We start from the raw sequence: 24,262 nt of genomic DNA, 5'->3' as shown, positions 1-24,262 counted from the left end.
GGTGCCTCAAGTCTCTTGCGGGGGCACGGGGAGCGGCTGATGGGGGAGACTTCTGTTTTTCCCGGGGTCAGCCAGGTGGAGTTCAACTAGCGTTGGCGGAGGTGGTCCTCGCGCGAGCCCCATGGCCGCTACGGCATCGCGACCGAGGCCTGGTCGCCGCTGGGGCAGGGCCGGGGTCTGCTGGAGGTCCCGGCGATCGTCGCCGTCGCACAGAAGCACGGCCGTACGCCGGCCCAGGTGGTGCTGCGCTGGCACTTGCAGACGGGGAACGTGGTCATCCCGAAGTCGGTGACCCCGTCCCGTATCCGGGAGAACATCGACGTCTTCGGCTTTGAACTGGACGACGAGGACATGGCGGCGATCGCCGTCCTCGACGAGGACCGGCGCCTGGGTCCGCACCCGGGCGAGTTCAACGCCGGAGCCTGACCGGAGCCGGGCCTGCGGGGGCGCCGGATGTCCGGCACCCCCGCGGGCGTGTGGCTCAGACGGTCAGGACGATCTTGCCGCGCGTCCGGCCCGACTCGCCCAGCTCGTGCGCCCTGGCCGCGTCGGCCAGCGGCAGGACGGTCTCGACCTCGGGCCGCAGCCGTCCCGTCTCCACCAGCTCGGCGAGGGCGAGCAGCCCCGCGTAGTCCGGCTCGACGAGGGTGAACCCGGTGCGGATACCGCGCCCGGGGGCCGTCGGTACGGCGTCGGGCGACGGCAGCGTCACCAGCGTGCCGCCGTCGCGCAGCACGGGCAGCGAGCGCGTGCCGTAGTCGCCCCCGATGGCGTCGAGGACCACGTCCACGTCCCGTACGGCTTCGGCGAAGTCGGTCGTGGTGTAGTCGATCGGCTCGTCGACGCCGAGACCGCGCAGGAAGTCGTGCTTGGCGGCGCTCGCCGTGCCGATGACGTAGGCGCCGTGGGCCTTGGCGATCTGTACGGCGAGGTGGCCGACGCCGCCGGCCGCCGCGTGGACCAGGACCCGCTGTCCGTCGCGCAGAGCGGCGGTCCCGACGAGCGCCTGCCAGGCGGTGAGCCCGGCGAGGGGCAGCGCGGCCGCCTCGACATGGGTGAGGGCGGCGGGCTTGCGGGCGAAGTGGCGGGCGGGAGCGGTGACGTACTCGGCGTAGCCGCCCGCCTGCTCCGGGAAGCGGGGCATGCCGAAGACCTCGTCGCCGGGCTCGTAGAGCGTCACGCCGAGCCCGACCGCCTCGACGACGCCGGAGACGTCGTAGCCGAGGACCGGGGTCTCGCCCCACATGCCGAAGCCTCCGGTGGCGCGGGACTTCCAGTCGACGGGGTTGAGACCCGCCGCGTGGACCCGGACGAGGATCTCGGTCGGGCCCGGCTCGGGACGGGCGATCCGGCCCTCGGCGAGGACCTCGGGTCCGCCCCATGCGGTCGCGGTGACGGCGCGCATGGTGGCGGGTGCTGCGGTGGCGGTGTCGTTCATCGGGAGGCGCTCCTGGTGCCGGTGTTCCTGGTCGGCTCCCAGCCTCGGCGAGGCTCCCGTCCACCGGCACTGGCCAGAACGCCATGATGTGACAGAATCTGGCCATGCCCACGTTCGCGTCAGCAGCAGAGAACCCACCGCGCGAGTCGCCGCCGCGCCACCGGGTCGCCGTGCTCGCGCTGGACGGGGTGATCCCGTTCGAGCTGGGCATCCCCTCCCGGATTCTCGGCGGCGCGTACGCCAGGGACGGCAGGCCTCTCTACGACGTCCGTGTGTGCACGCTCGACGGCGCCCCGGTCCGGACCTCCGACGGATTCTCGATCGTCGCCGAGCACGGGCCCGAGGAGCTGGCGGCGGCCGACACCGTCGTCGTACCACCCACGCACGAGCTGCGGACGCTCGCCGACGAGGGCCGCCTGTCCGACGAGATGCGGGGGGCGCTGGGGCTGATCCGGCCAGGCACCCGGGTGGTGTCGATCTGCACGGGCGCGTACGCGCTGGCGGCGGCCGGACTGCTCGACGGCCGCCGGGCCACCACCCATTGGTGGGAGGCCGCCCACTTCCGTTCGCTCTTCCCCGATGTACGGCTCGACGAGGACGTGCTCTTCGTGGACGACGGGGACGTCCTGACGTCGGCGGGGGTCGCCGCCGGGATCGACCTGTGCCTGCACATGGTGCGCCGCGACCACGGCACGGCGGTCGCCAACGACGTGGCCCGCCGCATGGTCGTCCCGCCGCACCGGGACGGCGGCCAGGCGCAGTACATCGAGCGTCCGGTCCCCGAGCCGACCACCGCCACCACGGCGCCGACCCGCGCGTGGGCGCTCGAACGGCTGGACCGGCCGCTGACGCTGACCGAGCTCGCGGGGCACGCCCGGATGAGCGTACGGACGTTCACACGCCGCTTCCGGGCCGAGGCGGGAACGACACCCGGGCAGTGGCTCACCGCCCAACGGGTCGAGCTGGCAAAGCAGTTGCTGGAGACCAGCGATCTGACGATCGATCACATCGCGGACCGGACGGGGTTCGGCAGCGGAAACTCGCTGCGTCAGCACATGCGCGCCATGGTCGGGATCTCCCCGGCCGCCTACCGGCGCGCCTTTCATCTCACCACCAGGGAAAAGGAGTTCGCACAGTGAGCGGTTCGCCCACGCCGGTCGACGAGGGGATCTACCGGGTGCGGAACGTGGCCAGCGGGCTGCTTCTGGAGGTGTTCGAGGGATCGAACCGCAGCGGCGCCAACGTGCAGCAGGGCAAGGAGAACGGAACGCCCGGACAGCACTGGCACATCGTCGCCGTACCGAACGGCGGAGGCCTCTACCACCTGGTGAGCGCGGCCAGCGGCAAGCGGCTCGACGTGGCGAACGCCTCGACGGAGAACGGCGCCAACATCCAGCAGTGGAAGGCGAACAACTTCGGTGCGCAGGAGTGGATCATCGAGCAGGACCTTCAGTCGCCTGGCACGGTCGCGCTGGTGAGCTTCATCAGCGGGCTCCTGCTGGAGGTGGAGGACGGCTCGATGGACGACGGGGGGAACGTGCGGCAGTGGGAGGACACCGACTCCCCTTCCCAGTGGTGGCGGTTGGAGCCGGTGTCCTGACCCTCGGCGGGCCGCTCAGCCCTTGCGGGCGGTGTGGACGGTCGAGGCGGAGAGATGGAAGAGGTCCGTGCGGCGGTGCAGGGAGAGCGGGTCCGCCGGGTCGAGCAGCCGGTCGAGGGTCGCGCGGTCCTCGGCGTCGATCCGCTCCGCGAGCGGGTCCCGCAGACGCGTGTAGTGGGCGACGACCTGTTCGCGCACGAAAGGCGGCACGGGCGCGGGGACGTCGGTGAGGAACGAGCGGGTACCGCTGGGCGTGAGTCCGGCGGAGGCCAGGAGCTCGCGCCAGTCGTCCGGCTCGTCCTTGCTGTCGGGCAGGTCGGTCCGCATCTCGGCGAACCAGTCGGCGTGCGCCGCCTCGATCCTGGTCTCCAGGCCGGGCCGGCCGAAGCCGATGTTCGCGGGCAGATGGCGGGCGTAGAGCCCGCCCTCGACGAGGGCGATCAGGCCGCCGGGCCGCAACGCGCCGGCGAAGGAGGCGAGAGCGGCCCGCTGGTCGCCGATGTGGTGCGTGGAGTTGCCCGCCCAGATCAGGTCGGCTTCGCCCAGGGAGCCGAAGTCCGCGGGCAGTTCGGCGCGGAGCGTGGTGACCCGGCCGGCCAGGCCACGGGCCTCGGCGCGGTCACGGGCCCGCTCCAGGAGCTCCGGGGCCGCGTCCACGGCGACGACCTCGGCTGCCGGGAACACCTCGGCGAGCAGGGAGGACACGACGCCGGGACCGCTGCCGACGTCGAGGACCCGGCGGACGCCGACGACCGGCACGAGTTCGCCGAGCCAGGTGGCGGCCCGGGTGTAGAGGGGGCTGTGGATTTCGGCCTGGCGCTCCAGGAGCGGTGCCATCGCGGCCCAGTCGAGGTGGGTGTGGTGGTGGTCGTGAGTCATGGGGCCAGCGTGCGGCCGATGCCCGGAGAACGCGAGAATTGTTGCCGTTCCGGCAAGGAGATCACTCCCGTCGGCGGTATTCCTGCGGGCTGACCCCCCGCACCCGCTTGAACGCGGCGCTCAGGGCGAACGCGCTGCTGTAGCCGACCTGGCGGGCGACGGACTCGACCGTCGCGTCCGTCTGCCGCAGCAGGTCGGCGGCGCGCGCGAGTCGCCAGCCGGTCAGGTACGCCATGGGCGGTTCGCCGACGAGCTCGGCGAACCGGCGGGCGAGCCCGGCGCGCGACGCGCCGGCCTTGGCCGCGAGGGAGGCGACGGTCCAGGGGTGGGCCGGGTCGTCCTGGAGGAGGCGCAGGGCGCGCCCGACGACGGGGTCGGCCATGGCGCGGTACCAGGCCGGGGCCTGCCCGCCGGGACGGGAGAACCAGGTCCGGACGACGGCGATCAGGAGCAGGTCGAGGACACGGTCGAGGACGACGCTCTGTCCGGGTTCGTCGCGGGAGATCTCCTCGTCGAGGAACGGCATCAGGGGGCAGTTCCAGGCGTCCGCGGGGAGATGGAGCAGCGGCGGCAGCGCGTCGAGGAGGCGGCGGCTGACCTCGCCCTCCATCTGGTAGGTGCCGACGAGCACCGTGGTGGCGCCGTCGAGGGCGTTGCCCCAGGTCCGCACGCCCAGGTGCATCGACTCCGAGAGCGGCTCCCCGCTCAGGGTGGTGCAGAGGCCGCCGGGGCCGATGGTCGCGCGGGGCGGGGCGCCGGGGGCGTCGGCGACGGTGTACGGCTCCGGGCCGCGGGCCACGGCGACGTCGCCGGGCCGCAGCAGCACGGGCTCGCCCCGGTCCGGGACGATCCAGGCCTCGCCTTCGGTGACGCACATCAGACAGAGCGGCGCGCGGTCCTCGATCCGTACCGACCACGGCGGTTCCATGATCATCCGAAGGAGGAAGGCCCCTTTGGCCCGCGGTCCGTCGAGGAGTCCGGCGAGAGCGTCCATGGAGCGCAAGCGTAGACGGAGGGCAGACGTGGACGGAGGGCGGACGTGGACGGAGGGCGGACGTGGACGGAGGGCAGACGTGGACGGAGGGCAGACGTGGACGGACGCGTATGGGAGTGAGCCTGTGGAGCATGGGGAACGGCGCCGGATCCCGCGAATCTGGAGCCATGACGACGAACACGAACCGCACACGGACGATTCTGGTGACGAGCGCGACGGGCAAGACGGGCCGGCGGGTGGCGGAGCTGCTCTCGGCCCGCGGCGCGACCGTCCGGGCGGGCTCCCGCTCCGGTACGACCCGCTTCGACTGGGAGGACGTGACCACCTGGCCCGAGGCGCTGCGGGGCGCGGACTCCGCGTACGTGAACTACTACCCGGACCTCGCCGCACCCGGCGCGGTCGAGGCCATGAAGACCTTCGGTGAGCTGGCCGTGGCCAACGGTGTGCGGCGGCTGACGCTGCTCTCCGGGCGCGGCGAGCCGGACGCGGTCCGGGCCGAGGAGGCGCTGCGCGCCTCGGGGGCCGGACTGACCGTCGTACGGGCCTCGTTCTTCGCGCAGAACTTCACCGAGGGCGCGATGGCGGAGGGCGTCGCGGAGGGCGTGATCGCGTTCCCCGCGGGCGACACGGCGGAGCCGTTCATCGACGCGGGCGACCTGGCGGAGGTGATCGTCGAGACCCTGACGCGGGACGCTCACGCGGGCCTGGTGCACGAGGTGACCGGCCCCCGGGCGCTGACCTTCGCGGAGGTGTCGGCGGAGGTCTCCCGGGCGTCCGGCCGTGAGGTCGCGTACATCCCGATGAGCGAGGGCGAATACGCCGCGCTGCTGGGGACGTTCGGGCTGCCCGCCGAGGACGCGCAGTGGATCGCGGCTCTCTTCGCCATGCTGCTCGACGGCCACAACGCGTCGGTCACGGACGGCGTGAAGCGGGTCCTCGGCCGCGAGCCGCGTGACTTCACGGCCTTCGCGGCGGAGGCGTGGGGCAGGCCGGCGGGGGCGTGAGGGCCGGCCGGGACACGGCCGTCGGCGGGGTGGCGCTTCCGTAGCGGGCGGCGAGGCGGACGACGGTCTCGGTGATGCGGGCACGGAGTTCGGCGGGCTCCAGGACCTCGATGTCCGCGCCGAGAGCCAGGAAGGTGTCGTGGGCGTGGGCGAGGGACTCGACCGGGAGCGTGGCGCGCGTCCAGCCGTCCGGCTCGGGGGTCCCGTTCGCGGCGAGGGCGCGGGCGGCCGCGCCCGTGAGGCGCTGCACCCCGTCCGGGGAGAGCCGGACGAGCGCGTCGCCGCCGTGGAGCCGGGCGTGGAACCCGGCCTGGGACGCCCGCCAGTGGGCGGCCAGGTCGAAGCCGTCCGGGATCTCGGACTCCTCGTCGGTGACGTCGATGTCGAGGATCTGGTCCACCCGGTAGGTGCGGGGTCCGGGGCCCGCGACCAGATACCAGCGGCCGGCCTTGAGGACGAGTCCGTACGGTTCGAGGCGACGGTCGACGTCGGTGGGCTCCTTCCACCGGCGGTAGCGGACGGCGAGGACCCGGCCGGCCCGTACGGCCTCGGCGACCTGGGGCAGGAAGGGCGCGCCGGTGTCCTCCGCGTACCACCCGGGGGCGTCGATGTGGAAGCGTGCCCGCAGCCGGTCGACATGGTCGCGCAGCGGCACGGGCAGGGAGGCGCGCAGCTTGAGCTGGGCGTCGACGAAGTGGGCGCCGAGGCCGAGTTCGGCGGCGGCCCCGGGGATCCCGGCGAGGAAGAGCGCCTCGGCCTCGCCGGTGTACAGGTCGGTCAGCCGCGAGCGGTGCCCGGCGAGCAGCCGGTAGCCGCCGGAGTGGCCCGCGTCGCCGTAGAGCGGGACTCCGGCCGCGTGCAGCGACTCGATGTCGCGGTAGACGGTCCGTACGGACACCTCCAGTTCCTCGGCGAGCTGGGCGGCGGTCATCCGGCCCCGAGTCTGGAGCAGCAGAAGGACGGAGATCAGACGGCTGGACTTCACTGACACAAGGTGTCAGTGAAGTCCTCCTACAGTCCAGCCATGGCTTTCGCAGAGAAGTTGCTCCTCGTTCCGCCGCCCCTCGAAGTGGGCGGCCGTCGTATCAAGCGCTATCACGTCACCCTCGACCCGGCCGGGATCGAGCCGGAGGTCGAGAAGGCGGCCTACGCCCTGCTGCCCGGCCTGCTCCCCGAGGCCGACGGGACACCGCCCGCGACCTTCGTCGTCCTGCACAGGGGAGGCGACACCGGCGCCTACCTGAACGCGTACAGCTGGGTGTGGGACAACGTCCTCCACTTCGGCGGCGCGGCCGCCGGGCAGCCGGTGCTCGGCTGCCCGGACAGCGACCCCACGCACTTCGTGACGACGTCGAAGCCCTGGATCGGCTGTGTCTGGGAGCTCCCGCCGATCCTGCACGAACGGGACGCCTGGGTACGGCACATGCTGGCGCCGGACACGCCCGACCTCGACGGCTACGTGCTCGACTCCCTCCCCGCCGGCACGACGGGAGACCGCGCATGAGCGGCGTCGAGGGCGCCGACCGCGTCGACGGCAGCTGGAGCGTCCGCAACCGTCGCCTCGCGGACTTCGGTAATGGAGTTCAGCCGCGCCTGAGGGGCCGGCGGTAGGACACGAGCCGGAACGCGGGATCGTCACGGGGGCGGTCCTGGTCCGGCAGTGCGCCGAGTTCGGCGGCGAGCGCGGCCGCCGTCTGCGGGGAGCCGCAGAACCACGAGGCGAAGTAGCCCCGGCGCAGCTTCTCCACGGTGCCGCGCGGGGTACTGCCCTGGCCGTGGCCGGTGAAACGGGTGTCGCCGGCCGGTTCGAGGCCGTGCGCGGCCGCGTGGGCCGCGACGAGGTCGGCCCGGTCGGTGCTCGCCTCGTACGAACGGTGGGACGCGAGGACGGCGTCGATGTCGCTGCCGACGTCGTGGGCGGCGTCCTTGTCGACCGTGACGATCAAAACGCCGCCGGGGCGCAGTACCCGGGCCGCCTCGGCGACGATCGCGGCCGTGAAGGGGACCAGGTGCAGCAGCCAGACGGCGCTGACCGCGTCCACGGAGGCGTCCGGGAGCGGCAGCCGGCGGGCGTCGGCGAGGACGATCCCGCCCGGGACGCGCCGAACGGCCCTGCGCGCCATGCCGGATGCGGCGTCGGCGCCGTAGACGCGCAGGTCCGGGCGGGTGAGCCGCTCGGTGACGAGCCCGGTGCCGCAGGCCAGGTCGAGCAGGGTGCGGGCGCCGGGCGGCACCAGTCTCAGTACCGCCTCGGCGGCGGCCCGCGCCCGCGGGACACCGCCGCGCGTCTCGTCGTAGCGCTCCGCCTCGGCGTCGTAGTCCAGCACCGTCTCCCCCATGGGGGAGAGCGTAGTCCGTGGGGATCAGCCGGCGCCGTGACCGGGGGCGACGGCGTCGACCCGGGCGGCCAGTTCGAAGTCCTTGTCCGTGACCGCGGGTCCGGCGGAGTGGGTGTTCACGGAGATCGCGACCGTGTTGTATCCGAGGGTCAGATCGGAGTGGTGGTTGAGCTCCTGCTGGATCTGCGCCACGTGGACGACCATCGCGGTGGCGGCGAAGTGGTCGCCGAGGCGGTAGGTGCGGGTGATCCGGTCGTCCGTCAGAGACCAGCCGGGGAGCTCTCGCAGGCGGTCCTCGATCTCCTTCTGCGACAGCGGCTCTGTGGGCATGTCCGTACTCCCTCCGGTCGGGGTTGCTCACGGTGACGATACGGTCCCGGGGGATCGATACCCCGGCCGACACCTGGGATAGCGTCGGGTCATGACAACAGTCGTGACCGACAAGGGAGTAGGGCCGCTGCTGCGCGGCTGGCGCGAGCAGCGGCGGTTGAGCCAGTTGGCGCTGGCGCTGCTGGCCGATTCCTCGGCCCGGCACATCTCGTTCATCGAGACGGGCAGGGCCCGGCCGAGCGAGGAGATGGTCCTCCGCCTCGCCGAGCGACTGGAGGTGCCCGTACGGGAGCGGAACGCGCTGCTGCTCGCGGCGGGGTACGCCCCGAAGTACACCGAGTCGACGCTCGACGACCCGCAGCTGGAGACGCTGCGGGCGGGCATCGAGCAGCTGCTGCGCGGGTACGACCCGTATCCGGCGCTCGTGGTGGACGGTGCGTACACGGTGGTGGCGGCGAACGAGGGCATCGGCGTGCTGCTCTCCGGCGTGGCGGAGCACCTGCTGACGCCGCCGCTGAACGCGATGCGGATCACGCTCCACCCCGAGGGGCTGGCGCCGCGGATCCGGAACCTGCGGGAGTGGCGGGGCCATCTGCTGGCCCAGATGGAACGTCAGATCGCCCTGTCCCGCTCGCCCGCGCTGAGGAAGCTGTACGAGGAGGTGGCGGCGTACCCGCTGCCGGAGCGTGCCCGGGACCCCGAGGACCGGGAGGACCGGGAGGACCGGGAGGACCCGGAGCCGTATCCGTACTTCGCGCTCCCACTGCGGATCGAGCACGACGGACGGGTGCTGTCGTTCGTCTCCTCGATCTCCACGTTCAACACCCCGACGGACGTCACCGTCGCCGAGCTGGCCATCGAGACGCTGCTCCCGGCCGACCCGGCGACGGTCGACTACCTGCGGTCGCTCACGGGGTAGTGGCGCGCAGGGCCGACCACTGGAGGACGGCGAACCCCGCGACGGTCAGGGCCTGCGCCAGGGTCCACACGGCACCCGCCGTGGTGGGCTCCAGCCAGGCGACGAGCGCGACGACGCTGAGCACGGTCCAGAGGACGTTGACGTCGACGACGAGCCTGACGCCGAGGACGGGCGGGCGCGCCCGGCCGCCGACCCAGGCGACGGCGGCGGCGTACGCGGTGAGCAGCGCGCCGAGGGCGAGGAGCAGCCCGGGGTCGACGCCGAACAACTCGCCGAGCGGCCCGGAGACGCCGAGGTAGGCGAGCCCGTTGGCACCGGTGACGAGGGCGTCGAGGGCGAGGAACCGGCGCAGCATGGACAGGGGCCGGGTGGTGCGGGAGAGACCGGCGAGCAGGGCCTGGGACATGGCGGATCACCCTCCTTGGGGGACGTAACCGCTGCTGGTGGGTCGGAACTCGGCCGGAGTGCGCCGGCCGAGTTCCGATGGGCACCACCATGCCGCCGCACCCGGCGCGGGTCGATGACGTCCGAGGTAATGGGGACCTTCCCGGGAGGGGCCTCACCGGGACGGGCCTCACCGGGACGGACCTCACCGGAGGACCCGAGGTCCGATGCCCCGGCGAGCCACGCAGTACGCGGTCCGAGCCTTGTCCCGTAGGGGCGCGAGCCGCGTGCGGGGCAGGCCGCTCAGCTCCAGGGCGTCGCGTTACCGGTGCACACGTAGTGCGATTTGCGGAACGACCAGTTGGAGGTCGAGTCACTGGAGAAGGTGCCGTCCCAGATGTGTCCGGTGATCCACCATTCCTGGTCGTATCTGTAGAGGGTGGCGCTGACCCGCTGGTTGTTGACGTACGAGCTGATGCCGTTCCACGGGTCGGTCAGCCCGTAGTCCAAGAGCTTCCAGCACGCGTTCGTCCTCGTCGTCTCGAGCCCGATGGTTCGGAACTGCGTGCTGCGGTAGAGGCACAGCTGGCCGGCGTCACACCCTCCCACCGCCGCGGCGGGCATCGCGTTGACGAGAGCGGTGCCGGCCAGGGGCTCTGCGTGATCGACCTTTCCAGGGAGCCCACGTGCAGAAAATTGGCCGCGTCCGTCTCTCCGCACGGCGGCATCGTGGCGAGTTGTCGACACGGAGTGGTGAAACCCGCATGACGGCGGGCCCCGGGGGCAGAACGTCGTCGGCACGACACGCGCTACCCGGGGAGCAACCCATGTCATCCTCGCTTCCGGCCTCCGAGCCGGTCTTCATCGCGGACTTCGGCTCTCCGGAGCAGTGGGTCGCCGGCCGCTCGTGGGCGTATCCCGACGGCGGGCCGGTCAACCCGGGGGACAACAAACTCGACCATCTGGTGGAGGATCCCGCCTACAGCCGTTCCGGGGTCTTCCGCGCGACCCGCCGCGCCGACGGGCTGTGGGACAGCGGACTGCTGACCACGGAGGGCAGCCCCCAGGGGTTCGAGGTGCGCGCGGGGGACGTGCTGGAGGCGCGGGTGCGGCTTCCCGAGGAGACCGGGGCCTGGCCGGCGATCTGGACTTGGCGCGACGGCGGGCAGGAGATCGACGTCTTCGAGTACCACCCGGACAACCCCGACCTGCTCGAACTGTCGAACCGCGTGCGCGGCGCCCACCGCTATCACCGCTCCCCCTCGGTGCGCCCCGGCGGCTGGGTCCGGCTGCGGACCGAGTTCGGAGCGCGCTCGGTGGTGTGGTGGCTGGACGACGTGCGGGTGTTTGACGACCGTCGCGGGGTGGGCCACTCCTGGCACGCCTGCCTGATCGTCAACCTGTCGGTCTGCGCGGGCCGTTACCACCCGGCACCGGACGCGGGGACCGACGAGATGTCGTTCGAGGTACGGGACCTGCGGGTGTACCGGCCTGGCGGGTGAGCCGGGACGGCCGCCGGATCGCCCCGCCGGCACCGGACCGCCCGACCGCAACTCCCTTGCGGTGTATGGGTATTGTTCGCGCCGTGGTGGCGGGGGCCGCCATCGGGACGGCGGGAGACGCACATGGCGTGGCGCAGGGACCGGGCGGGGATGGTGGCGGCCGGGGACGGACACCGGGTGACGCCGGCCGAGCTCTTCTTCGACCTGGTGTTCGTGTACGCGATCACCCAGGTCACCGCCCTGATGGCGGCCGATCCTTCGGTGGTCCGCGTGGCCGGCGCGATGATCGTGCTCGCGCTGCTGTGGTGGTGCTGGTGCTGCTTCGCGTGGCTGGGCAACGTCGTGCGGGCCGACTCCGGTGCGCTGTTCGCGGTGCTCGTGGTCGTGATGGCCGTCGTCTTCATCGTGTCGCTCGTGGTGCCCGAGGTGTTCGCGGACGCGCCCGGCGGGCTCTCGGCTCCGCTCCTCTTCGTGCTCTGTTACGGGGCCGTGCGCACGCTCCATCTCGTCTCGTACTGGATCTCCAGCCCCGGTGACGCCGCCCTGCGGGCCACGCTGCGCCGCACGGCGCTGCTGTCCGTGGCTCCTCCGATGGTGCTGCTGCTGATCGGCTCCGCGTACTCCGGGAACGTCCAACTCCTGCTGTGGCTGGGCGCGGTGGTCATCGACTACGGCGGGATCTACGTCACGGGAGCCTCGGGCTGGCGGGTCAACTCCCCCGAGCACTTCGCCGAGCGGCACGGGCTGATCGTCATCATCGCGCTCGGCGAGTCGATCGTGGCGATGGGCGTGGGGGTGTCAGGCTTCCCGGTCACGGTCGCGGTCCTGGGCGCCGCGGCGGCGGGGCTGCTGCTCTCGGCCGCGCTCTGGGCGCTGTACTTCCGGCGGCTCGCGGAGGGGGCGGAGCACCGGCTGGCCGGGCTCGAGGGCGACGAGCGGACCCGGTTCGCCCGGGACGTGTACACCTTCCTTCACCTTCCGCTGGTCGCGGGTGTGGTGCTCTGCGCGCTCGGGATGAAGAAGGTCCTGCACCAGGTCGCCGACACCGGCCACTACGGCCTCTCCGAGCCGCTGCACGGCGTCGTGGCCTGGTCGCTGACGGGCGGTGTCGGCGTCTTCCTGCTCGGTGGCGCAGCGATCGTGCTGCGCACCTCGGGCCGCCGGCCGACGGTCCTCGCCGTGGGAGGGGTGTGCGCGCTGGCGTCGGGCGCGCTCGTCGGTCTGGTCCCGGCCATGGCGGCGCTGGTGCTCCTCGCCGTCGGCCTGACGACGCTCGTCTTCCTGCACGGCGGGGCCACGGCCCCGGAGAAGGCCCTCGGAGCGGCCTCGGGGTCCTGAGGTCCAGGCAGCCTCGTCCCCCTCAGTACGCTGCGTCCCGGTGCTGGATGTAGCCGCGCAACCTGGCCGTGTCGGCGGCCGTCCAGCCCTCCGGCGGGGCCACCGCCGCCCAGCCGTCCACGGCCCCCGCGCCGTAGCGGTGGCCGTGCGGTGCCTGCACGCCGTACGAGACGGCCATGTCGACCGAGGTCTGCCAGAAGGCGACGAAGGGGAACCAGTCGATCTCGGGGGTGATGTCCGGGCCGAGCGGGTCCGCGAGCCACTGGGGGCGGTCCAGGAGGAGGTCGGGCGACCACCAGACGACCGGGTCCGAGGCGTTCTGCAGATAGACCGCGCGGGGCCACTGCCAGCGGGCCGGGGGCCGGCCGAGGTCGGCCGCCGGGAACTGCGCGAAGCGCACCCGCGCCCCGCCCTCGTACTGCGGGCGCCACACCGGGCTGCCGGGATCGCGGTCGCGGCGGATCTCCTGCGAGATCGGGGAGAAGTTCGGGGTCCCGAGCAGCAGGGCCCCGTCGGTCCGGGCGAGCAGGTCGTCCGGGCCGTCGAAGGACGCCTCGATCGCGTACGCGCCGAGGCTCTCGCCGGTCACCAGGAGCTTGGGCCGCCGCTCGGCGGGGAGCGCGTCGATGCGGGCGCGCACGGCCCGGACGAGTGCGCGGGTGGCCTGACCGGCCTTCTCCTTGTCGACGAGGAAGGAGACCCAGCTGGGCAGGTACGAGTACTGGACGGCGACGATCGCGGTGTCTCCGCCGTACATGAACTCCAGCGGCTCGGCCACGTTGGGGTTGACCCAGCCGGTGCCGGTGGTGCCGGCGACGGCGAGCACCCGGCGGTCGAAGGCGCCGGTGCGTTCCAGTTCGCGGACCGCGAGCCTGGCCTGGGCGACGAAGGGGCGTTGGTCCTCGAAGGCGGCCGGCAGCGCGGAGGGTATGTAGACGCGGACGGGGTCGGCGGCGGCGCGTCGTCCGCTCACGGCGGTGATGCGGGTGCGGGTGGGGACGGAGCCGGTGAAGTTGCGCTCCTGGTAGCCGAGGTCCTGCCAGGGGATGAGGGAGCCCGGACCGCCGGAGACGTACCGCGAGGCCGGGCGGTGGACGCCGTCCTTCGTACCGCCGTTGGTCGCCTCCGCGATCCGGTCGGCGACGTCCACGACCCCCCGGTCGAAGACCACGTCCCGGACGCCGACGAGGACGGCGAGGGTGGAGAGCAGCGCCCCGACGGCGAAGGCGACGGGCCTGGGCAGGAGCCGGCCGAGCCGGCGGATCAGCCTGGCGGTGCCGAGCCGGACGGTGCGGGCGACGAGGAGGAGCGCGAGCAGCAGCGTGAGCGCGATGAGCGCGATCATCGGGGTGTGCCAGGTGAGCGCGGGCGGCAGGCCTTGCAGGACCCGCAGCTGACGCTGCATCCGGGCGCTCTCGGAGATGAGCCACACCGAGAGGACCACGGCGGTCACCCAGTACGCCTGCCAGCACCTGGTCCGCGTCCGCTCGCGGGGGCGTCGGCGCACGAGCACCCGGAACAGCCAGGCGGCACAGGAGCCCAGCGCGTAGCCGATGGCCGCGGTGATGCCGCCGACGACGCCCTGGAGATACCAGGGACGCGGGACGAGCGAGGGTGTGAGGGAGGCCCAGAAGAAGAGCGTGGCGACGCCGAGCGCGGTGAGATCGGGCCAGCGGCGGATCAGGTACGAGGGGTCGGGGCGGTCCCAGTACGGGTGTCGGGCGACGGCGACGAGCCGTGTGCCGAGCGCCTCGAGCGCCTCGGGATGGAGTGAGGCGCGGCGGCCGACGGGGCCGGCGGACCGATCGGGAGGCGTGTGCCGGTCGGTCGAGGTCATCGGCTCAGCCTCGCTCACCGGACAGCGTTCCGCAATGCGGTCCGCCGGCGCTCCGCTAGGCCCTGTCGTCGAAGTCTCGCCTGGCCCGCGACGCCCGGCACCGCACCTCGCCGCGTTGTCGGAGCGCCCGAGTACGTCCAGTAGTCGGGCGCCCCTCCGCCTTGCGATGCACGGCACCGGACGCCGCGGGCCCTACCGGCGCCACTTCGACGACCGGGCCTAGCCGGCGGGACGCTCGTCCCGGGCGGGCGCGGGTTCGGGTTCGCGGGCCGCTGCGCGTTCCGGGTCTCCGGGCGCGACGCGTGCGTTGCGGGCGGCCTCGGCGCGCAGCAGGGCGCGCAGCACGGCGAAGGGGTCGACGGGCATGGTGAAGCTCCTTGCGGTGGGGGGTGAGGTGCTGGGAGAGGTGCGGGCCTCTCAGCAGCGCATCACCACGCACCGCCGGGCCTCGCCACGCGGGCGGGCTACGGGTACGGGGGTGGCGCCCCGGAAGCCGGCCGGGGCCGGGCGCGCGTCGCGGACGCGGATGGCGCCGTACCGCGGGCGGAGCCTTCCGGACGCCGTGGCCTCGGCCTCGGCGACCTCGTGCGACTCCCCGCCGAGGTCGGGCGCCTGACTCGCGGACGCCGGCCTCGCCTCCATGCCGGCCGGGCAGACGGCACCGGCGCCCACGCCGAACAGGGCGGCGAGCACCAGCGCCAGGACGAGCACGGCACGCCGGACCACGCCCGCCGGGGCGGCGGGTTCGGTGTGGGGCTCGGGCGCGGGGCTCATGGACTTGCGTACTGCCCCGTCGGGGGCCCGGCGTGCGGGTGAGGGCGGCGGATCCGCCCGGGCGGCCTACGCGGGCAGGCCCGGATTCACGCGCTCGGACGCTCCGTCGGACGCGTCCCGCCGCACCTTGCGGGCCGACATCCACGCGTACACGAGGACCCCGGCGAAGAGGAACAGCACGCCCTGGTAGACCGCCGCGTAACCCGAGCCCGCCACCAGCCACATGGAGAAGCCGAAGGCGGCCGCGGCCAGCGCCCCGTCACGGACCAGACGGCCGCGGTCGACGCGCTCGGAGCGGCCGGAGAGCAGGAAGTAGATCTGTGCGGCGGTGGAGAGGAGGTACGGGACGGTGGCGGTGAAGGTGGTGACGAGGACCAGGATCTCGAAGACGCCCTCGGTGCCGACCGTGTAGTTGTAGACCGTCAGGAGCGAGGCGAGGACGACGGTCACGATCACGCCCGCCGTGGGAACGCCGCGCCTCTTTCGCGCGAAGGCCTTGGGGAAGAGCCCGTCGCGCGCCGCCGCGTACGGGGTCTGGGCACTGAGCAGCGTCCAGCCGTTGAGCGCGCCGAGCATGGAGACGAGGGCCATGCAGGCGATGGCGGTGCCGCCCCACGAGCCGCCGAACATGGCGTTCACGGCGTCCGAGAACGGTGCGGAGGAGTCCACCAGCCGGTCGTGGGCGACCGTGCCGAAGACGGCGACCGTGCCGAGGAGGTAGATCGCGGCCGCGCCCAGGGTGCCGAGGACGGTGGCACGGCCGACGTTGCGCCGCGGGTCGCGGACCTCGCCGGCGCTGACGGCCGCCGACTCCACGCCGAGGTAGCTGAAGAGCAGGATCGCCGCGGAGGCGGACACCGCGCCGAGCGCGCCACCGTCACCCGCCTGGAAGGGCCCGAGGTTGGCGCTGTCGAAGAAGAACAGCCCGCCGACGGCGACCAGGAGGAGCGGGACGAACTTGAGTACGGTCGCGACCAGTTGGACGGCGCCGACGTAGCGGGTGCCGGCGAGGTTGGCGAGCGCCGGCAGCCACTGGAGCGTGAGCGCGGCGGTGATGGTGGCGGCCTTCGACTCGTGGACGGGGATCAGCACGTCGAGGTAGCCGACGGCGGCCACGGCGAGTGCCGCGTTGGAGACCCAGGCGGTGATCCAGTACGACCAGGCGGCGAGGAAGCCGGCGAAGTCGCCGAAGGCCGCCCGGGCGTAGACGTACGGTCCGCCGGTCTGCGGGTGGCGGTGGGCGAGCCGGCCGAAGACGAGGGCGAGGGCGATCGCGCCGAGGGTGAGGATGCCGAAGGCGACCAGGCTGATCGTTCCGTACGGGGCGACGGAGGCGGGCAGCAGGAAGATTCCGCCGCCGATGATGTTGCCCATGACCAGGGCGGTGGCGATCGGCAGTCCGAACCGCCGGGCGTGCCGGTTCCGTTCCCCCGGGATCCCGGATGTCTCGGAGGTGTCGGAGGGATCGACCGTGGACCGGTCGGACAGGGCCGTGCTCATGGGGGTGGTGCGCCTCTCGTCGTGCAAACCCGGACATGGTCCGGCAGGTGAGACGCACCACCAAATCAGCTCTTTTTCTCCGGTACGACCGGCCTGTCGACCGGAAGAAACGCTTCCGCACCGCTGTCTGGCGGGGAGATCTCCAGCGGCACCTGCGGGCCCGCGCACTCCGACAGCCAGCGTCTCAGCACCTGGTGCAGCTGCTCGGCGCCCACCAGCTCGCCGCCGTCCGGCACCGGCGCGGAGAGGTCCACGGGCGAGAGCAGGAAGGGGTGTCCCTGCTCGCCCCCGAGACCGCCGTGCGAGCCGATCTGCTCCTCGAAGGCGTGCACCGTGCCCGTGGCGGGGTCGTACATCGAGTTGACCATGATGTCGGCGACGTGCGGGAAGCGGTCGGTGCGCCGGACCGCGTCCGCCGCACCCGGCCCGAAGCCCGCGAGCGGCCCGTCGTCGGCGAGTTCGGCGACCGGCACCTCCACCCCGTCCCGCCCCAGGACAACCGAACCGTGCTCGGCGCTCGCGACGAGCAGGAAGCCGACGCCGGGATGGTCGGCGAGGGTGCGCAGCAGCGCGGGGTGGCGGCGGTCGATCTCCTCGCGGGTCATCCGGTGCGGCACCCCGGGGAAGGAGATCAGCCCCAGGTTCCCGGAGGCGAGCACGATCGGTTCGGCCCCGGCCCGCTTGTGCTCGCCCATCCGCTCCCCCGCAAGCTCTCCCTCCTCGTCGACCGGCCGGTGCAGGGCGCTGCGCAGCGCGTCACGGGCCGCGTCCCGGGCCTCGGAGCCTCCCCCGGACTCCGTCTGGGGGTGCCCCCGGTGGGTGCGCCTGACCCGGCGCGGCACGGGCAGTCCGCACCCGGCGCGTACGAGATCGCGCAGGGTCAGCCCGTACGCCCCCTCGAAGGTCGCGCCGGGGCTCTGGCCGTGGTCGGAGAGGAGCACGATCCGGTACGGGCGGGGTGCGTGCTCCGCGACCTCGGCGATCAGGGCGATCGAGCGGTCGAGCCGGGTGAGGACCCGGTCGGTGTCGTGGCCGCACGGGCCCGAGTGGTGCGCCACCTCGTCGTACGCGACGAGGTCGGCGTAGACGGCGGTCCGCCCGGCCAGCAGGTCCCCGATCACCGCGGCCACGACCACGTCCCGTTCCACGACGGTGGCGAAGGCCCGGATGAAGGGATACGCGCCGCCGCGCGACACCCTGGGGGTCTCCTTGCGCAGCCGCGCCCGCGTCGACTGGGCCGCCTCCCGGACGGCCTCGGCGACGAAGGAGCCGGCCGTGCGGACGGCGTTGGCGGGGTCCGAGAAGTACGCGAAGTAGCCGGCCCGGGAGCGGTTGCGGCGGCCTCGGCGGGCGGCCATCGACAGGACGAGCGCGAGCTGGTCGGCGCCGCCGCTGAACAGGTTGCCGCGCGAGGCGCCGTCGACGGTGAGCAGCCCGCCGTCCCCGGTACGGGCTATGGCCCGTCGCTGGAGCTCGACGGCGCTCGCGGGCCGGTTGGAGACCATCAGCCGGCCGGTGTCCTTCTCGTACCAGCGGAAGGCGGGCACGTCCTCGTTGGAGCCGTGCAGGATGCCGAGCTGGCTGGCACCGGTCTGGCTCGACCAGTCGGTGCGCCAGGGGGTGAGCCGGTGGGTGGTGTCGAGCCAGCCGGCGACGGTCGGCATCCGACCGGCGGCGACGGCGTCGCGGAGCACCCGGTGGCCGACGCCGTCGAGTTGAAGGAAGAGCGTGCCGGGGACGGGCTCGGGACCCCCGGTGGCGGCCCGGGGGCGCGTGCGGTCGGCGAGCCGGTACAGGCGGCGGCGGTACGCGTCGTCGTCCCGCACGGCGAGCGCGGTGGAGGTCGCCGAGGCGACGGCCGACATGACGGCGGCGACCACGACGGCGGTCTCGGGCTCCGCGGCGCCGCGCCCGTCGGGGATCAGCCAGAGCGCGATCAGCAGCAGCGAGCCGTTGAGGAAGAAGACCAACAGGCCGAGGACCAGGGCCGGTACGAGCAGCAGCGCACGGACGACGACGGGCCACACCAGCGCGCCGAGGAGGCCGAAGGCGCCGGCGGCCCACACGGCGGTGAGGGCGGTGCGGGTGATGCTGTCGCCGTCGGCCGACTGGAGTTCGAAGTCGGGCAGCAGCCCGGCGAGGGCCAGCATGGTCAGGGTGGAGACCGCCCAGACCACGATCACCCGCACCAGGGCGCTTCCCGCGGTCCGCCAGCGGCCGGCGGTAAGCCATCGCCCGTCACCCACGCGTGGTTCACCTTTCACCCGTCACCTGCCTCAAGCGTGGCACATCGTCCAGGGGGCGCAGCCAGGGCGGAGCGGGGCGCCCAGGGCGTGTCGCGAGCCCTGGCTGGATTGCCCAGGGCGCGTATCGAGTCGTGAGAATCGGGTGGTCCTGATGAGGCCCTTGATCCAGATCATCGAGGCGTGCAGGTGGAGACCGGCGAGGTGGCTGTCGGGAGTCTTGTCGTATCGGGTGTCTCACCGTCCCGGTTCCGGCCCCCTGGTACGTCACGCTCTGGGGCGGGTGAGGCACGTGGTGCCGACGTGAGCCGACCGGCGCACTGAGGTCCGGGCGGGGACTCATGGGACATGGCCCGGCACCCAGCTCAGGTTCCGGGGACGATACGGCGCGTTTCGTAGGCCCACATCGCGATCTCGACCCGGTTACGGGCGCCGAGTTTGGCCATCAGGCTGGCCAGATGCGTCTTCACCGTGCTGAGGCTGATGTGCAGTGCGTCGGCGATCTCGGTGTTGGTCAGCCCGCGAGCGACGGCGAGGAGCACCTGCTCCTCGCGGGCGGTGACGGGGGAGACCGGCTGGGTCACGGGCCGGCCGGCGGGCAGGTCCGCGAATGCCTGGAGCAGACGGACGGTGACGCCGGGCGCGATGAGCGCCTCACCGTCGGACGCCGACCGTACGGCCTGCGCCAGAAGGTCCGGTCCCGTGTCCTTGAGGAGGAATCCGCGGGCGCCGGCACGCAGTGAGCCGTAGACGTACTCGTCGAGGTCGAACGTGGTGATGACGACCACGGCCAGCGGGTCGGCGACGCCCGGGCCGGCGACCAGCCGGGTGGCCTCGAGCCCGTCGAGTACCGGCATGCGGATGTCGAACAGGCAGACGTCGGGGCGTAGTTCGCGGGCCAGACGTACCGCTTCCCGCCCGTCGGCGGCCTCGCCGACCACCTCGATGCCGGGCTGGGCGTTCAGCATGATCCGCAACCCGGTGCGGATGATCGTCTGGTCGTCAGCGACGAGGACGCGAATGGACACCGCTCTCGCTCCTCGCTCTCGGCAGTTCGGCGTCGACATGCCAGCCCCGGTCGGTACCCGGGCCGGCTCGTAGTGTGCCGCCGAGCAGGGTCGCGCGCTCGCGCAGTCCGGTAAGTCCGTATCCGTCGCGACCCCGGCCGGTGCGCCGGCCGTTGTCGCGCACGCTCACCCGTACCGTGTGCCGCTCCGCGGCGACCCGGACGACGAGCTCGGTCGCGTCGACCGCATGGCGCAGCGCGTTGGTCACCGACTCCTGCACGATCCGGTAGACGGCCGCGTCCACGGCCGGGGGCAGCGCGTCCAGTTCGCCGTCGAGCCCCAGGTCGACCCTGAGGCGACCACCCGGGGTGCGCACCAGGCGCTCCAGATCCGCGACTCCGGCAGGGGGCGCCAGCTCGGCGCCGACCCCGCGGTCGCGCAGCGTGGCGACCATGGCGCGCATTTCCTCCAGCGTGCGCGCCCCTTCCTCCTCGACCCCCTCCAACGCCTCGACGGCGGCGGACTGGTCGGTGCCCGCGAGCACCCGGCCCGCCTGAGCGATGATCACCATGGCCGACACGTGGTGGGCCACCGTGTCGTGCAGTTCCCGGGCGAGCTGCTCGCGCTCGCGGGAGCGCACCTGCTCCAACTGCCGCTCGCGAGCGGTCACCCGGAACCGCACGGCAGCCCCGACCACGCCGGGCAGCAGCAGGAAGACGAAGCCCACGACCTTTTCGACGACCGGGGTCTCGTCCGTGACGACACACAGCGCGCCGACCGCGACGATCACCGCGCCGCCCAGCACGATCTCCCGTCCCGATCCCCACCGGGGCAGCGCGTACACCAGCACGAGCACGACCGCGCCGGTGTACAGGCCGACGGGCTCGCGCGGTGCGGCGACGAGCGAGGCCACCGGAAGCAGGACCACCGAGCCGAACGCCAGCGTCACCATCGCCAGCGGGCGGGTCCGGCGCCACAGGGGCAGCAGGCACAGCCATACGGCAAGCACCACCGCCACCGGCCGCCACACGACGTTCTCGCGCAGGGTGGCCTCCAGCGCCACACCGGCAAGGCCCGCGGCGAGCAGCCCCCAGTCCCGCCGCACCCGGGCGGGCGCGTCGGGCGGCCGGGGTTCGGTCCACAGGGTTCGCAGGTCGTCTCGGAGCACGGTTCCCAGCCTAGGGACCGCGGCGTGCCGCGCATCGGCCGAAAGGACGGGTCGTCACTCCGCCCCGGGGCCGACGTATCCGCGGCCCGCGGGCCGATGCCGCGGAGCGCCGTGGCGACGAGCCTTACGCATCGGCGGCCGTACAAGGACGGCCGACGACGTGGTTGGAGGACCCCGATGCTCTCGAAAGCCCTGTTGCGCCTGGGCGCAAGCGCCGCCCGCCATCCCTGGCGGGTGATCGCGGCATGGCTGATCGTCGCCACGCTCGCCGTCCTCGCCGCCGTCGCCTTCGGCGGGCGGACCGCGGACTCGATGACCGCTCCGGGACTGGACTCCCGACGGGCCGCGGAACTGATCGAGCGGGCAAGCACCGGCCAGGAGGGGATGACCGCCCAAGTGGTCGTCACCCCCCTCGACGGCGGTGCGACGTTCTTCGACGACGACGGCGCGCGCACCGCTCTCACGCGGCTGCGGGCCGAGGTGAAGCGGCTGCCGCACGTGCTCGGCACGAGCGACCCGGCGGGGGCGCTCGACGCGGGCAGGGACACCGCCGTGCGCGGCGGCCTCGTCTCGGCCGACGGGCGGATCGCGGTCGTCCGGGTGCAGTACCCCGACCAGAGCCGGCTGTCGGCCGAAGACCTCGACGCCCTCGTCGGTCTCGGCGACCGGCTACGCGCCGAGCTGCCGCTGCGCATCGAGATGGGCGGGAACCTCTTCTACGCCTTCTCCGACCCCGACGGCGGCGCGAGCGAGCTGATCGGCCTCCTCGCCGCGGCCGCGATCCTGTTCCTGGCGTTCGGTTCGCTCGTCGCCGCCGCGCTGCCGATCGGCATGGCGGTCTTCGGGCTGACCGTCGGGGTCGCCACGATGACGGTACTGGCGGGGGTGACGGAGGTCCCCACCTTCGCACCGGTCCTGGGCAGCATGGTCGGCCTCGGAGTGGGCATCGACTACGCGCTGTTCGTGCTCGCCAGACACCGGGAGTACCTCGCGTGCGGGCTCGGTCCGCAGGCGGCGGCCGGACGAGCGGTGGCAACGGCGGGGCGGCCGGTGGTCTTCGCCGGCGGCACCGTCGTCGTGTCGATCCTCGGCCTGGCGGTCGCGAACGTGCCGTTCATGACGGTGGGCGGGGTTGCCGTCTCGATCGTCGTCCTGACGATGGTGCTCGCGTCGGTGACGCTGCTGCCGGCCTTCCTCGGCGCGGCGGGCCCGCGGCTGGGCCGGGCCGGCCGGATCGGCCGGGCACTTCGGGCCGGGCGGTCGGGCCGCCTCGGCCGACGGCGGGACACCACGGCGGGCGCCGTCCCCTCCGTCGGGTGGCGGCGCTGGCTCGGGCACGTCGGCCGGCACCCGGTGCCGTACGCGGCCGGCGCCGCGGCGCTGCTGCTGACGGCGACGCTGCCCGTGCTCGGCCTGCGCGTCGGCCTGCCCGACGACGGCTCACTGCCCCACAGCCGTACCGAGCGCCGGGCCTACGACCTCGTCGCCGAGGGATTCGGCCCGGGCACCAACGGTCCCCTCGTCATCGCCGCGGACCCCACCGGTGATCCGGGAGTGCTGGACCGACTCGTCGGGGCGGTCGCGGCGGATCCGGGCATCGCCTCCGTCGCGCCGACCCACATCGACCGGGCCAGCGGCATCGCGACCCTCGTGGTGTTCCCGACCACCAGCCCTCAGGACAAGGCCACGGGCGACACCATCGCCCGGCTGCGCGCCGACGTGCTGCCCGCGGCGATCGGGCACGGCCCGGCCAGGGCCCACGTCGGCGGCGCCGCCGCGAGCCTGTCCGATGTGGGCCAACGCACCAGTCAACGCCTGCCGGTGATCGTCGCCGCCGTGCTGGCGATGTCGTTCCTGCTGCTGATGCTGGTCTTCCGCTCGATACTCGTACCGCTGAAGGCGGTACTGCTGAATCTGCTGAGCATCGGCGCGGCCTACGGCATCATGGTCGCGGTCTTCCAGTGGGGCTGGGGAGGCGCACTCATCGGGCTGGAAGCGACGGTCCCGATCGTGTCCTTCATCCCGACGTTCCTCTTCGCCATCCTGTTCGGCCTGTCGATGGACTACGAGGTGTTCCTCCTCTCCCGCGTACGCGAGGAGTACCTGCGCACCGGCGACAACGGCACGGCGATCGTCGAGGGCATCTCGGGCACCGCCCGGATCATCACCTCGGCCGCCCTCATCATGGTGGCGGTCTTCCTGTCCTTCGCCGTCGCCGAGGACCCCTCCACCAAGATGTTCGGACTCGGCCTGGCCACCGCGATCTTCGTCGACGCCACGGTCGTACGCATGGTGCTGGTACCGGCGACCATGACACTCCTCGGCCGGACCAACTGGTGGCTGCCGAAGTGGCTGGACCGGATGCTTCCCCGCGGCCCGGTCGGCACCGACGACACCGACGCGGAATCCACGAGTGAGGCCCCCGCGTCCACGGCTGTTTGACCGTTGGCTCAACTCCAGCCCGTGCCACGAAGGCACATGCCGCAAATTGATCACGACTCGATGCGCGCCCTAGCAGCCGTCGTAGCCGGCGGTGGGCATGGAGAGACGGCGGTGCACGTCGGCCTTGGCAGCGGCGTCGTACGACGGCTCGTCGAGACCCGCGGTCTCCAGTCGTACGCCACGGCGCCCGCACTCCGCGACGAAGCCCGGCACGTCGGTCAAGGCCCGGGACAGGACGCGTTCGTTGGGCGCGACGAAGAGGTCGACGTGGCCGTCGTCCACGTCCGCCCAGAGCGCGGCGTGGTCGGGCCGGATCCCGTAGAAGAGCAGCTGTCTGGCCACCACGTAGCCCTTGTCCAGGGCCCAGCGGGCGCACATGGCGTGCTGGCTGCGCGTGTCGACCAGGAAGGGGTCGCTGTCGAGTTCCTCGAGCGGGGTGAGGCTGGCGATCGCCGCCACCCGAACGTCGTCCATGGCCTGACCCTACTCCGATCCCGGGGGCCCGAGGAGGACCCTCCGGGGGTCGGGCCGGACCTCAGGGCGGTGAGGAGTAGCCGCAGGTGT

24 protein-coding genes and 1 pseudogene are annotated in these 24,262 nt (G+C 73.1%); 9 read left to right on the top strand and 16 right to left on the bottom strand.

Annotated elements, in window-relative coordinates; genetic code table 11:
• Positions 1-110: 110 nt before the first annotated feature.
• Positions 111-426, top strand: a pseudogene (locus ACFUJR_RS07160) (aldo/keto reductase); the annotation flags it as partial.
• Positions 427-481: 55 nt separating this feature from the next.
• On the opposite strand, the gene ACFUJR_RS07155 reads toward ACFUJR_RS07160, so the two are convergent.
• Positions 482-1,438 carry an NADP-dependent oxidoreductase gene (locus ACFUJR_RS07155; protein WP_383166595.1) on the bottom strand — a complete coding sequence of 319 codons (957 nt, stop codon included), beginning with the start codon at positions 1,436-1,438 and terminating at the stop codon, positions 482-484.
• Between the two features lie 104 nt (positions 1,439-1,542).
• Here ACFUJR_RS07155 and ACFUJR_RS07150 point away from each other — a divergent pair, with 104 nt between their 5' ends.
• Entirely contained in the window at positions 1,543-2,577 is a 1,035-nt protein-coding gene (locus ACFUJR_RS07150) for a GlxA family transcriptional regulator (protein ID WP_383450262.1), read from the top strand.
• Positions 2,574-3,038 carry an RICIN domain-containing protein gene (locus ACFUJR_RS07145; RefSeq protein WP_383166589.1) on the top strand — a complete coding sequence of 155 codons (465 nt, stop codon included), beginning with the start codon at positions 2,574-2,576 and terminating at the stop codon, positions 3,036-3,038. Before ACFUJR_RS07150 ends, ACFUJR_RS07145 begins: the two co-directional genes overlap by 4 nt.
• Before the next feature lie 15 nt (positions 3,039-3,053).
• On the opposite strand, the gene ACFUJR_RS07140 is transcribed toward ACFUJR_RS07145, so the two are convergent.
• Positions 3,054-3,917: a class I SAM-dependent methyltransferase gene (locus tag ACFUJR_RS07140; protein ID WP_383166585.1), complete on the bottom strand. Its 864-nt coding sequence runs from the start codon at positions 3,915-3,917 to the stop codon at positions 3,054-3,056.
• 61 nt (positions 3,918-3,978) lie between these two features.
• Entirely contained in the window at positions 3,979-4,911 is a 933-nt protein-coding gene (locus tag ACFUJR_RS07135) for a cupin domain-containing protein (RefSeq protein ID WP_383166582.1), read from the bottom strand.
• 167 nt (positions 4,912-5,078) lie between these two features.
• Between ACFUJR_RS07135 and ACFUJR_RS07130 the strand changes: the two genes are divergently transcribed.
• Positions 5,079-5,915: an NmrA family NAD(P)-binding protein gene (locus tag ACFUJR_RS07130; protein ID WP_383166579.1), complete on the top strand. Its 837-nt coding sequence runs from the start codon at positions 5,079-5,081 to the stop codon at positions 5,913-5,915.
• On the opposite strand, the gene ACFUJR_RS07125 is transcribed toward ACFUJR_RS07130, so the two are convergent.
• Complete coding sequence (locus tag ACFUJR_RS07125; RefSeq protein ID WP_383166576.1) at positions 5,869-6,900, bottom strand: helix-turn-helix transcriptional regulator; 1,032 nt, start codon at positions 6,898-6,900, stop codon at positions 5,869-5,871. The two genes, ACFUJR_RS07130 and ACFUJR_RS07125, sit on opposite strands and share 47 nt — an antisense overlap.
• Before the next feature lie 39 nt (positions 6,901-6,939).
• Here ACFUJR_RS07125 and ACFUJR_RS07120 point away from each other — a divergent pair, with 39 nt between their 5' ends.
• A complete protein-coding gene (locus tag ACFUJR_RS07120) occupies positions 6,940-7,419 on the top strand; it encodes a hypothetical protein (RefSeq protein ID WP_383166573.1) in 480 nt (159 codons plus the stop codon).
• A gap of 79 nt (positions 7,420-7,498) precedes the next feature.
• Here ACFUJR_RS07120 and ACFUJR_RS07115 read toward each other — a convergent pair whose 3' ends face one another.
• Together ACFUJR_RS07115 and ACFUJR_RS07110 are read right to left on the bottom strand one after the other, a co-directional pair.
• Positions 7,499-8,242 (bottom strand): class I SAM-dependent methyltransferase, encoded by a 744-nt coding sequence (locus ACFUJR_RS07115; protein WP_383166678.1) that lies wholly within the window; start codon positions 8,240-8,242, stop codon positions 7,499-7,501.
• A gap of 36 nt (positions 8,243-8,278) precedes the next feature.
• Positions 8,279-8,584, bottom strand: a complete 306-nt coding sequence (locus tag ACFUJR_RS07110) for a 4a-hydroxytetrahydrobiopterin dehydratase (protein WP_383166570.1) — start codon at positions 8,582-8,584, stop codon at positions 8,279-8,281.
• A 91-nt stretch (positions 8,585-8,675) separates the two neighbouring features.
• Between ACFUJR_RS07110 and ACFUJR_RS07105 the strand changes: the two genes are divergently transcribed.
• On the top strand, positions 8,676-9,503 hold the full coding sequence (locus ACFUJR_RS07105) for a helix-turn-helix domain-containing protein (protein ID WP_383166567.1): 828 nt from the start codon (positions 8,676-8,678) through the stop codon (positions 9,501-9,503).
• On the opposite strand, the gene ACFUJR_RS07100 is transcribed toward ACFUJR_RS07105, so the two are convergent.
• Together ACFUJR_RS07100 and ACFUJR_RS07095 are read right to left on the bottom strand one after the other, a co-directional pair.
• Positions 9,493-9,909, bottom strand: a complete 417-nt coding sequence (locus ACFUJR_RS07100; protein WP_383166564.1) for a hypothetical protein — start codon at positions 9,907-9,909, stop codon at positions 9,493-9,495. The genes ACFUJR_RS07105 and ACFUJR_RS07100 overlap by 11 nt on opposite strands.
• Before the next feature lie 281 nt (positions 9,910-10,190).
• A complete protein-coding gene (locus ACFUJR_RS07095; RefSeq protein ID WP_383450260.1) occupies positions 10,191-10,496 on the bottom strand; it encodes a peptidase inhibitor family I36 protein in 306 nt (101 codons plus the stop codon).
• 218 nt (positions 10,497-10,714) lie between these two features.
• On the opposite strand from ACFUJR_RS07095, the gene ACFUJR_RS07090 reads away from it, so the two are divergent.
• Both ACFUJR_RS07090 and ACFUJR_RS07085 read left to right on the top strand, forming a co-directional pair.
• Positions 10,715-11,389 (top strand): beta-glucanase, encoded by a 675-nt coding sequence (locus ACFUJR_RS07090; RefSeq protein ID WP_383166558.1) that lies wholly within the window; start codon positions 10,715-10,717, stop codon positions 11,387-11,389.
• 123 nt (positions 11,390-11,512) lie between these two features.
• Positions 11,513-12,727 (top strand): low temperature requirement protein A, encoded by a 1,215-nt coding sequence (locus ACFUJR_RS07085; RefSeq protein WP_383166555.1) that lies wholly within the window; start codon positions 11,513-11,515, stop codon positions 12,725-12,727.
• Positions 12,728-12,749: 22 nt separating this feature from the next.
• Here ACFUJR_RS07085 and ACFUJR_RS07080 read toward each other — a convergent pair whose 3' ends face one another.
• From ACFUJR_RS07080 to ACFUJR_RS07050, 7 genes are all read right to left on the bottom strand, one after another.
• Positions 12,750-14,564 carry an alpha/beta hydrolase gene (locus tag ACFUJR_RS07080; protein WP_383166552.1) on the bottom strand — a complete coding sequence of 605 codons (1,815 nt, stop codon included), beginning with the start codon at positions 14,562-14,564 and terminating at the stop codon, positions 12,750-12,752.
• 219 nt (positions 14,565-14,783) lie between these two features.
• A complete protein-coding gene (locus ACFUJR_RS07075) occupies positions 14,784-14,930 on the bottom strand; it encodes a hypothetical protein (RefSeq protein WP_383166549.1) in 147 nt (48 codons plus the stop codon).
• Between the two features lie 51 nt (positions 14,931-14,981).
• Positions 14,982-15,338 carry a hypothetical protein gene (locus tag ACFUJR_RS07070; protein ID WP_383166547.1) on the bottom strand — a complete coding sequence of 119 codons (357 nt, stop codon included), beginning with the start codon at positions 15,336-15,338 and terminating at the stop codon, positions 14,982-14,984.
• Positions 15,339-15,404: 66 nt separating this feature from the next.
• On the bottom strand, positions 15,405-16,838 hold the full coding sequence (locus ACFUJR_RS07065; protein WP_383166544.1) for an amino acid permease: 1,434 nt from the start codon (positions 16,836-16,838) through the stop codon (positions 15,405-15,407).
• Between the two features lie 65 nt (positions 16,839-16,903).
• Entirely contained in the window at positions 16,904-19,084 is a 2,181-nt protein-coding gene (locus ACFUJR_RS07060) for a phage holin family protein (protein ID WP_383166541.1), read from the bottom strand.
• Between the two features lie 362 nt (positions 19,085-19,446).
• Positions 19,447-20,109, bottom strand: coding sequence for a response regulator (locus tag ACFUJR_RS07055; RefSeq protein WP_383166538.1), 663 nt, complete (start codon positions 20,107-20,109; stop codon positions 19,447-19,449).
• The gene (locus tag ACFUJR_RS07050; protein ID WP_383166535.1) at positions 20,084-21,256 is read right to left on the bottom strand and encodes a sensor histidine kinase; all 1,173 of its coding nucleotides are present in this window, start codon (positions 21,254-21,256) and stop codon (positions 20,084-20,086) included. Before ACFUJR_RS07050 ends, ACFUJR_RS07055 begins: the two co-directional genes overlap by 26 nt.
• A gap of 177 nt (positions 21,257-21,433) precedes the next feature.
• On the opposite strand from ACFUJR_RS07050, the gene ACFUJR_RS07045 reads away from it, so the two are divergent.
• Positions 21,434-23,698, top strand: coding sequence for an MMPL family transporter (locus ACFUJR_RS07045; RefSeq protein ID WP_383166532.1), 2,265 nt, complete (start codon positions 21,434-21,436; stop codon positions 23,696-23,698).
• A gap of 69 nt (positions 23,699-23,767) precedes the next feature.
• Here ACFUJR_RS07045 and ACFUJR_RS07040 read toward each other — a convergent pair whose 3' ends face one another.
• Positions 23,768-24,172, bottom strand: coding sequence for a recombinase family protein (locus ACFUJR_RS07040; protein WP_352188096.1), 405 nt, complete (start codon positions 24,170-24,172; stop codon positions 23,768-23,770).
• Positions 24,173-24,262 lie beyond the last annotated feature (90 nt).

Origin of the sequence: Streptomyces sp. NPDC057271 (assembly GCF_042668715.1) — a bacterium.
Taxonomy (GTDB): Bacteria; Actinomycetota; Actinomycetes; order Streptomycetales; family Streptomycetaceae; genus Streptomyces.
Note: the sequence above shows the minus strand (reverse complement) of the source record. Positions and strands in the feature narration are given on the sequence as shown.

Bases quoted from the DNA above. Each gene is read 5' to 3' on its own strand.
- ACFUJR_RS07100 (WP_383166564.1), bottom strand. From the start codon at position 9,909: ATGTCCCAGGCCCTGCTCGCCGGTCTCTCCCGCACCACCCGGCCCCTG.
- ACFUJR_RS07150 (WP_383450262.1), top strand. From the start codon at position 1,543: ATGCCCACGTTCGCGTCAGCAGCAGAGAACCCACCGCGCGAGTCGCCG.
- ACFUJR_RS07075 (WP_383166549.1), bottom strand. From the start codon at position 14,930: ATGCCCGTCGACCCCTTCGCCGTGCTGCGCGCCCTGCTGCGCGCCGAG.
- ACFUJR_RS07065 (WP_383166544.1), bottom strand. From the start codon at position 16,838: ATGAGCACGGCCCTGTCCGACCGGTCCACGGTCGATCCCTCCGACACC.
- ACFUJR_RS07135 (WP_383166582.1), bottom strand. From the start codon at position 4,911: ATGGACGCTCTCGCCGGACTCCTCGACGGACCGCGGGCCAAAGGGGCC.
- ACFUJR_RS07040 (WP_352188096.1), bottom strand. From the start codon at position 24,172: ATGGACGACGTTCGGGTGGCGGCGATCGCCAGCCTCACCCCGCTCGAG.
- ACFUJR_RS07155 (WP_383166595.1), bottom strand. From the start codon at position 1,438: ATGAACGACACCGCCACCGCAGCACCCGCCACCATGCGCGCCGTCACC.
- ACFUJR_RS07090 (WP_383166558.1), top strand. From the start codon at position 10,715: ATGTCATCCTCGCTTCCGGCCTCCGAGCCGGTCTTCATCGCGGACTTC.
- ACFUJR_RS07080 (WP_383166552.1), bottom strand. From the start codon at position 14,564: ATGACCTCGACCGACCGGCACACGCCTCCCGATCGGTCCGCCGGCCCC.
- ACFUJR_RS07045 (WP_383166532.1), top strand. From the start codon at position 21,434: ATGCTCTCGAAAGCCCTGTTGCGCCTGGGCGCAAGCGCCGCCCGCCAT.
- ACFUJR_RS07070 (WP_383166547.1), bottom strand. From the start codon at position 15,338: ATGAGCCCCGCGCCCGAGCCCCACACCGAACCCGCCGCCCCGGCGGGC.
- ACFUJR_RS07130 (WP_383166579.1), top strand. From the start codon at position 5,079: ATGACGACGAACACGAACCGCACACGGACGATTCTGGTGACGAGCGCG.
- ACFUJR_RS07120 (WP_383166573.1), top strand. From the start codon at position 6,940: ATGGCTTTCGCAGAGAAGTTGCTCCTCGTTCCGCCGCCCCTCGAAGTG.
- ACFUJR_RS07140 (WP_383166585.1), bottom strand. From the start codon at position 3,917: ATGACTCACGACCACCACCACACCCACCTCGACTGGGCCGCGATGGCA.
- ACFUJR_RS07105 (WP_383166567.1), top strand. From the start codon at position 8,676: ATGACAACAGTCGTGACCGACAAGGGAGTAGGGCCGCTGCTGCGCGGC.
- ACFUJR_RS07110 (WP_383166570.1), bottom strand. From the start codon at position 8,584: ATGCCCACAGAGCCGCTGTCGCAGAAGGAGATCGAGGACCGCCTGCGA.
- ACFUJR_RS07085 (WP_383166555.1), top strand. From the start codon at position 11,513: ATGGCGTGGCGCAGGGACCGGGCGGGGATGGTGGCGGCCGGGGACGGA.